The 8613-nt window shown below is 55.8% G+C and carries 8 protein-coding genes and 1 tRNA gene; 7 read left to right on the forward strand and 2 right to left on the reverse strand.

Features of this window, described 5'->3' with window-relative positions; all coding sequences use genetic code 11:
- The 7 genes from HMPREF2710_RS06920 to HMPREF2710_RS06950 all read left to right on the forward strand — a co-directional run.
- Window positions 1-705: DUF6318 family protein (locus tag HMPREF2710_RS06920; RefSeq protein ID WP_070600290.1), on the forward strand; the 705-nt coding region annotated here is incomplete at its 5' end.
- A 248-nt stretch (window positions 706-953) separates the two neighbouring features.
- Window positions 954-1706, forward strand: a complete 753-nt coding sequence (locus tag HMPREF2710_RS06925; protein ID WP_044150524.1) for a DUF6318 family protein — start codon at window positions 954-956, stop codon at window positions 1704-1706.
- A 40-nt stretch (window positions 1707-1746) separates the two neighbouring features.
- A complete protein-coding gene (locus tag HMPREF2710_RS06930) occupies window positions 1747-2535 on the forward strand; it encodes a DUF6318 family protein (protein ID WP_044150526.1) in 789 nt (262 codons plus the stop codon).
- Between the two features lie 106 nt (window positions 2536-2641).
- Window positions 2642-3409: a DUF6318 family protein gene (locus HMPREF2710_RS06935; protein ID WP_049341418.1), complete on the forward strand. Its 768-nt coding sequence runs from the start codon at window positions 2642-2644 to the stop codon at window positions 3407-3409.
- A 192-nt stretch (window positions 3410-3601) separates the two neighbouring features.
- Window positions 3602-4312, forward strand: a complete 711-nt coding sequence (locus HMPREF2710_RS06940; RefSeq protein WP_012903688.1) for a DUF6318 family protein — start codon at window positions 3602-3604, stop codon at window positions 4310-4312.
- A 174-nt stretch (window positions 4313-4486) separates the two neighbouring features.
- Window positions 4487-5191 (forward strand): DUF6318 family protein, encoded by a 705-nt coding sequence (locus tag HMPREF2710_RS06945; protein WP_070600291.1) that lies wholly within the window; start codon window positions 4487-4489, stop codon window positions 5189-5191.
- Between the two features lie 173 nt (window positions 5192-5364).
- On the forward strand, window positions 5365-6234 hold the full coding sequence (locus tag HMPREF2710_RS06950; RefSeq protein ID WP_070506544.1) for a DUF6318 family protein: 870 nt from the start codon (window positions 5365-5367) through the stop codon (window positions 6232-6234).
- 350 nt (window positions 6235-6584) lie between these two features.
- Here HMPREF2710_RS06950 and HMPREF2710_RS06955 read toward each other — a convergent pair.
- Window positions 6585-6660, reverse strand: a tRNA-Glu gene (locus HMPREF2710_RS06955).
- A 285-nt stretch (window positions 6661-6945) separates the two neighbouring features.
- On the reverse strand, window positions 6946-8613 hold a 1668-nt coding region (locus HMPREF2710_RS06960; RefSeq protein ID WP_070600293.1), incomplete at its 5' end, for an LPXTG cell wall anchor domain-containing protein.

The raw sequence follows: 8613 nt of genomic DNA on the forward strand, positions 1-8613 counted from the left end.
ACTGCGTGCGCTAGCGATATTCGCCCGCTGGCCGACAGTACCGGCTCGGCTTCTCCGTCGGAGGCGGCGACCGCCTCCGAAACTGCTTCCGCCGCAGCGTCTGCGAGCGCTTCTCCTTCGGCGTCTGAGAGTGCTTCTGCGAGTGCTTCTGCCGCTTCGGGTCTTCGCTCTTCGGGCAGGAAGTATAAGGGCATCATCACTTTCGAGAATTATGTGGAGAACGGCAAATATGTTGCGGCGACCGCTACGAATCCGGCTGAGAACGTGCCGAAGCCCGCGCCTCCTGAGAACTTCAAGGAGCACAGTGTTGATGGTGCGTACGCTTTCTTGAGTTTCTGGCTGGCGAGCTTGAACCATTTGATGATCACGGGTGACCCGGAGCCCATTGAGATGGTTTACTACAAGGGCTACGGCTGGGAGAAGTATCAGAGCACAATCAAGCTGTATGCCTCGGGTGCTGGTTGGGTGTACGGTACGGAAACTCCGTATATTGTTGAGCTACTGACTGATGCTCCTCGAGCGGTGCCCGGCAGCAATAACACTGCCTTCATTTGGGAGGGCCTCGCCCATATGGACCCCAAGATGATACGGCATTATAGGAATCAGCCTGAGAAGGCGACAAGCGCTGAAGAGTCGAAGAAGAAGGTGGCGAGGTTCCGTCTGGAGTACAAGGACGACAAGTGGGAGCTGTCTAGCGCCGCTTAGTTGCCGTCTGGCGGAGGGTTTCCTCTCGTGGTGATTTTTCATGTTATAAGACCCCGCACCTGGTAAAACGCTGGGTGTGGGGTCTTAATTTTCTGAACACTTGAGGTGGTCGCGGGGGCTAGGTGGTGGCTCTCGGGTAACCTTAAAAATATATACATTGACGTACTGATAGGTCTGTACGGGGTGCGCATGCCCGCCACGGTGTGTGGCGTGATTTGCTCTGTATTGGCTCCAACGAAGGGCTTCCGATGACTACCTTCTTCACTCGACGTACTCTCCTGGGCGTGGGTGCGACCGGTGTTCTTGCAGCGCTGACTGCGTGCGCTAGCGATATTCGCCCGCTGTCGCAGGGTTCCGGCGGTTCCTCTGGTTCGGCTTCTAATGCTGCTTCTGGCGCTACTTCTGGCGCGGCTTCCTCTTCTGTGAGCGCCTCGGCGTCACCTTCTCCTACCGATGATCACACGCCCGGCTCATACGTGGGCCCGATTAAGTTCAATAACTACGAGCGGAGCGGCACCTACATTCCGGCGAGTGCGGAGGCGCCGGCGCAGAACGTGCCGAAGCCTCTTATCCCGGAGAAGATGAAGGAGAACAGCCCCGAGGGTGCTTACGCTCTGATGGGTTATTGGCTTGCTTCCCAGAATTATCTGATTCTGACCGGCGATGTTGAGCCGCTGATGAAGGCGGATCCTGCGAAGGCTTTTTTGAGGAACTCTAGGACCATGATTAAGCTCTACGAGTCGGGTCTGGGTTGGATTTACGGTTCGGATCAGCCGTACAAGATTGAGATTGCGGAGAATGAGCTTCAGCCGGTTGCTAATAAGCCGGACCGTTACGAGTGGCTTGTGACCGTCGCGTATGACGCTGCCGCTAAGTACCACATTGAGGGTGAGCCTGATGCGACTATCGTTGAGGAGGAAAAGACGATTCCTCGCACGACGAAGTTCATCATGGAGTACAAGGAAGGCATGTGGCGCATGCTTTTGAACAACGATAGTTAGTTTCCCTCATCTTCTGATACGCACTACTTAAGGATTTTTCATGGCAGCTTTTCTTTCTCGACGTGCCGCACTAGCAGCTGCTACCGGTGCTGGCGCGGCTGCGGCGCTGACAGCTTGCGCTAGCGATATCCGTCCGCTGGCTGATAGCTCCGCCTCCGGTGAGGCTTCGGCCAGTGCCAGCGCTTCTGAGTCTGCGAGCCCTTCTGCTAGCGCCTCTTCGGGTGGTTCTTCTGAGAAGTCCTATCTGGGGCCGGTAAAGTTCGACAACTATGAGAAGAAGGGCGAGTATATCCCTGCGGATGAGACGCATAAGGCGCTGAACATGCCTAGGCCTCGACCGCCGGCAAATATGTACGAGAATACTGTTGATGGAGCTTACGCGGCCTATAGTTTTTATGAAGCAAGCCTCAACTACTTAGTACTTACCGGTGATGTTGAACCGTTGAAAGAAGCTGATCCTGTTGGCAAGGACGTCAAAGCTTTTCAAGGTTATGTAACTGTATACGAAACCAATGAGGGATGGTTTTACGGTTCGGAGAAACCGGTTCAAACTGAGATGCTAACCCCCCGGCCTGAAAAGGCATCGGGTAGCGACACCCTCTATATTTGGCCTATCAGATTTGTTAGGGATCCTAATGCGATGTCTCGCATTGAAGGGCGAGCAGATGAGCCTATGTTCCCTAGTAAGGCTTTGACTCCTGACCACGCCAAGCTGAAGTTGTCCTATAAGGACGGTAGATGGTTTTATGCCGCCACTAAGGGCGGCGAGCAGAGCACTCCAAGCCCAAGCGCTAAAGCATCGACTGAGGCTACCCCTAATAACGCCTAGAGCATCTTTGCAGAGTTCACCTTAGGGGTGAGGATCTACCTCACTTATAGGGTTAATAAGCTCCAGAGCTTCATCCCTTACCCTACTTATCATTTAAGGATTTTTCATGGCAACTTTTCTTTCTCGACGTGCCGCATTAGCTGCTGCTACCGGTGCCGGCGCGGTTGCAGCACTGACTGCTTGCGCTAGCGATATTCGCCCGCTGGCTGATAGCTCCGCCTCCGGTGAGGCTTCGGCCAGTGCCAGCACTTCTGAGTCTGCGAGCGCATCCGCCTCGGCATCTGCTTCAGCGACTGAGTCTGCTAAGAAGTCGTACAAGGGCACGGTGAAGCTCGACAAGTACGAGAAGAACGGCGAGTACGTTCCTGCCACGGCTGAGAAGAAGGCGCAGAACGTGCCGAAACCTATTGTTCCGGAGAAGATGAACGAGGCAACCATTGAGGGCATGTACGAGTTCCTCAGCTACTGGGTGGCAAGCTTCAACTACATGTTTATGACCGGTGATTACGAGCCGCTCAAGAAGGCTGACCCGTACTCCCGCTATGCGAACGAGGGCAGCAATGCTGTTATCATCTACTCTTCCGGCAGGGGCTGGGTATACGACACGGATACGCCGGTTACCGTTCAGCTTCTGACCGACGCCCCGAAGAAGGTCGCGGGCGGACCCAACCGCTACGATTGGCTCGGACGCATCATCTATGACCCCAACGCGAAGATCCACATTGAGGGTCAGGACCCCGCTCCCCTAGTCGATGGATCCACTAAGAGCGAGGCAACCAACTTCGCGGCGGACTACAAGGACGGTGCGTGGTACATGCTCAGTGATGAGGATGCTGATGCATCCTCTTCCGAGAAGAGCAGCGCTAGCGCCTAAAACCCGCCTCTAAGCGGCTGGTTCTAAAAGTGAGGGAAGCTCCCGTATGCAGTTGAGATTGCATGCGGGGGCTTCCTCTTTACCTACGTGCGGTGGCGATGTTCCCTTATGCGTTCATGAGCGGACTTTGAACATGCATCAGTTCCTTCGGGTACGCTTAAAAGTACACTGACAAACCGTTTAGGGGTTCTCATGCCTACTTTCGTTACTCGCCGCACCGCCCTGGGCGTTGCTACCGCTGCCGCGCTCGCTTCCCTGACTGCCTGCGCAAGTGATATTCGCCCGCTGGAGGACCCGAGCGTAGTTGACCCGATGCGCCCTTACAAGGGTGACTTGAAATTCAATAGCTACAAGTCCACCGGAACCTACCGCCCCGCAAGCACCACGAAGAAGGCGGAGAACCCGCCCATGCCCGTTCCTCCTGAGAACATAAAGTCGAAGACGATCTCGGGCATGTATGCGGCGCTGGGCTACTGGCTCGCAGCCCTGAACTATCTGACGGTTACCGGCGACGCTGCCCCGTTCAAGGACGTGGACCTAGACGGTATCTACGTACAGAAGATGAAGATATACGTAGACTTGTACGCGAAGGATGAGGGGTGGATGTACGGCACCGATACGCCGCTCTTGGCTGAGCTGATCGAAGAGACTCCACAGAAGGTTGACGATGAGCAGTACCGTTGGAAGGGTATTGGCCGTAACCATAAGGCCGCCGTTCTCCATTACGTACCGGAGGACAGGGATATTCACATTGCAGATACGAGCGGCAGCTCTGCTAATGATGAGGTCACTTTTGTGTTGAATTATCGGAACAATACGTGGATGGTCACCATTGAGACGAAAAGCTCTTCGACAGCTGCCCCCGACTCCTCGGGCGGAAGCAATTCTGGCCTCAATGTTTAGGATGCAGTGGCATAGACACCGACACCACGTACGCCTAACAAACAGCACTTTTCGTTAGCTAACGCAGTTTTTGTAGTATTTTCCCAGGTTTAATACCCAAGAAATCATAAACATATCCAAATACACTAAGGTACCCTGAAGTAGATGCACCGATAATCTATTGAAGGGTACCTTATGTCTACCTTCGTGACCCGACGCGCCGCCCTTGGCATCGCCACCACCACCGCGCTCGCCTCCTTGACCGCCTGCGCCAGCGATATTCGCCCGCTCAGCAACCAGAGCACGCCCGGGGAACAACGCTCCTACAAGGGCGAGCTGAAGTTCAACGGCTACGAATCACGCGGCACCTACGTTCCCGCAACCAGCTCGAAGAAGGCGGAGAATCCGCCCAAGCCTGTCCCTCCTGCAGAGATGAAAGCCAAAACGACGGAGGGCATGTACGCCGCCATAAACTACTGGTTGGCTTCTTTCAATTACCTTATGATTACCGGCGACATTGAGCCGTTTAAGGCTGTGGATATAAACCGAAACGATATCTACAAGGCCGAACCTTTCGTCGAATTTTATGAGAAGAACACTGGCTGGGTGTACGGTACTGATGCGCCATTCTCAGCAGAGCTGACCAAGAACGCTCCGCAGAAGGTTGACGAACAACAGTACCGCTGGCTGGGTGTTGGCCGGTATAACAAGGAAGCAAAGATTCACTACACAGATGGCAGGGAACTCACCATGGCTTCATTGAGTAGCGGCCCCGGTGATTATGAGTTCTTCTTTATCTTGGAGTATCAGGATGGCGCCTGGACGGTTCGGAATGAACCAGCCAAACTTACAACGAGCTCACCCAGCTCAAGCGCGAGCAGCTCCGGCACCTCCATTTAGAACCCCGGTCATATCGTAGTCGTGCGAAAATCTCTGTGCCCCGTGTTTTTCGTCATCTACCGCCGCTTTTACGGCGTTGAAGGCGCACACAACATTGGGCTGGCCGCTCCCCTGCGATATTCTGGAATTAGTTCAATACCGGCACATACTTTATTCACCTCAGAAAGAGCCCCATGTCTACCATGTATACCCGCCGCACCGCCCTGACCGCACTGGGCCTGGGCACCGCTGCACTTCTTGCCGCATGTTCCTCAAAGTCCTCCGAATCTTCAGCAACCGCGAGCGCATCCGCACCCGAGTCTTCGGCATCCGCGAGCGCTACCGCATCCGTCTCCCCCACCGCGGAGGCAACCACTACCGTTGAGCCTGGCCCCAGCATGAAGGGTGAGGTCGTTCTTGCCGACTACTCCTCCACCGGCACTTTTGAGCCCGGCACCAAGGAGCACAAGGCAGTGAACGTTGCGATCCCCGTGGAGCCGGCGAAGCTGCGTGAGAACAGTGTTGAGGGTCTGCACGCGTTCATTGCGTACTGGCAGGCTACCCTGAACTACCTGCTGCTGACCGGTGACGGTACCCGCTTCACGAACATTGACCACACCGGCGACTACTCGACCGTGGCTGAGTTTTTCCAGAGCATGTACGCTTCGGAGAGCGGCTGGGTTATTGGTTCGGAGCGTCCGATGGTTCTGTCGCTGACTGCTGACCGCCCGACCAAGGATACTCGCACCGGCTACTACACTTGGGCAACCGAGATGGTGATTGATGGTGCTGAGGGTGCTGGCGTGTACAGCAAGACTAATGATCGTGTGCAGCCGCTGACCGAGGTGTTCAAGTACCCGGGTAAGCCGGTGGCTGGTCAGGTTGTGGCGCACTACCAGGACGGCACTTGGCGTATGGTGCGTCGCGCTCCGGGTACTGCGTCTGCTTCGCCGGTTCCGTCGCTGAGCCCGAGCGTTTCGGCTGAGGGTACTGCGTCTGCAGAGGCGACTGCTGCAGGTTCGGCGGAGGCTACTACTGCTTCTGCTGAGGCGTCGGCACAGTAGATTCCGGATCCCCTATACCGCTGAGAAGCCACATGTGTTTCGAGAAGCCACCATTATGGTTGCTTTTCGAAACACATGTGGCTTTTCGCCTTTACTCTTTTACCGGATAAACAAAGAAGCTCCCCAGTCTTTCGACTGGAGAGCTTTTTCCTAGTGTGACCCCAACCGGTTTGTAACGGTGACGGAGGGGCATGATGCCGAGCGCGCGAGGGAATCCATCATGCCCCGCAGTGCCGCGACGTAAGGAGCGGCGCCGTGAGAGGCTCACGGCGGCACCATAGAATCTAAAACCAATTTCACCGAATAAACAAATAAACCCTCAGTCAGAAGACTGAGGGTTTATTTCCTAGTGGTGACCCCAACCGGATTTGAACCGGTGTTGCCGCCGTGAGAGGGCGGAGTACTAGGCCGCTATACGATGGGGCCGTGAGATTTACATCTCTTTTACCAGGTCTCCCTGGCAACACATATAACTATACAGAGCTTCCCAGGAACAACCAAATCGAAAAGCGGTGAATTGAATCACATATTTTACACTGAGTGCAAGACTCACCGCCTAGGCTCTTTTCCAGCTATACCAGGCGATCCCCTGGTAGCTTCAACCACCACGGCACCACGCCTCCACCCCATAAAACGCCACAGCATCATCAAGGCACAAAAATGCGCCCCGCACAGTGTACGGGGCGCATCCGCTCAAACTAGAGCAAGAAACTATGCCTTACGGCGGCGAAGCACCATCACAGCGGCACCAGCAATCAATGCAAACGCACCGACAGCAGCCAGGCTCAGAACATTCTGAGCACCGGTCTTAGCCAGCGAGCCCTTGCTCTGAGGCACAGACTTGGTAGCCGAAGCGCTCACCTGAGAATCCGAACCGGAGCCCTTAGACTGATCCTCAGACTTCACCGAAGAAGAGTTCTTCAGCGGCGCGGTCTTCGCGGTGGTTTCCAGCTGGTCGTTAGCTTCCTCAGCCTTCGACTGTTCGTCCTTAGACTGCTCAGCCGCAGGCTTCTCTGCTACTGCAGCAGGTGCGGAAGGCGATGCCGAGGCGTTGGCGGGGAATGCCGGCTCGTCAGCCTCATCGCGGTTATCTGCATTGCCGGCGTCCTTCGCATCGTTGACGATCAGCGAAACAGCCGAATCGTAATTGCGGTTGGTAGCCACGTCAGAACCAGCGGTGACGGTACCGAGCATGTAGCCCTGGCTGTACTGCATGGTATTCGCGGGAACACGCAGGGTCGCATCGAAGGAGTACTTGCCGGTGCGTGCGTTGTAAACAAACGCGCTCGCCGGAACAATGGTGGACACCTTCTGGATGCTTGCCAGTTCGCTATCGGTCAGCTTGTCGAATCCCATCGACCATTCGCCTTCCTTGACGAGGAACAGGCGAATACCTTCGGCCGGGGGCTTCTCAAAGTCGTAGCCGGACACGTGGAAGGTGTAGGGGCGGGTAATGTCGACGGTACCCTCAGCGAAGTTCAGGGTGGGGTCAATCAGCACTGCGGTAGCCTGCTTCGGGTAGCCCTGGAAGGGAACCTTAGCGGGGTTGATGGTCGCGGTGGAGGTGAACTCACCCTCAGAAACCTCAGCGTGGAACTTCACGATAGAGTTCGGAACCAGCTTCTGCTGCGAGGAAGGAATAGCCTTGCCGTTGCGGTCCACGGTCGCCTTGGAGGTGTAGGTGTCGGTCATGGAGCCGTCGCCAGTCTTCGAGTTCAGCACGTAGGGTACCGCCGCGGTGGTGTTAGCAATGTCCTGCTTGTCCACTGCGATGACGGAGCCATCCTCGGTGACGGTCAGGTCGTTAGCCTTACCGCCGTTCATCTCAACCTCACCAATCACGCGGTCAGCCTTGGCGTCGAAGATGGCGATCTTGCCGGTACCGAAATCGGTCACGTACACCAGGTCGCGGTCCTCGTCGTTCTCCATGGACAGCGCCTGGGTGCCGAACTTAACGAACTTCTTGAACGCACCGGTGGTCAAATCGTAGACGGAGATACCGGAGTTCACGCCGTCCACGCCCTGCGAGGAGACGTAAATTTCGTTCTCGGAGTGGTCAATAGTGACGTCAGAGGGACGAACCTCAACGGAGGAATTCTCGCCCCGGGTCTGAATAACCTGCTCAGTCTTGAAGGTCTTGGTGTTGATGACGAAGACCTTGCCGCCGGTACGCTCGGGCACGTACAGCTTGTCGCCGTCAACGGTCATGTTCATACCGACGTAGCGGGTGCCGCCGTTGGGGGCGCCTTCCAACTGCAGCTTGGTAACCTCGAAGGTCTTCATGTCGATCGCGGACACGTAGTAGCGGCCGGTCACGAACACCTTGCCGGAGTTGTGGTCCACCAGCACGGAGCGGGGGTGCTCAATCCAGTTCGGGTC

The organism is Rothia sp. HMSC069D01, from assembly GCF_001810135.1.
Classification (GTDB): domain Bacteria; phylum Actinomycetota; class Actinomycetes; order Actinomycetales; family Micrococcaceae; genus Rothia.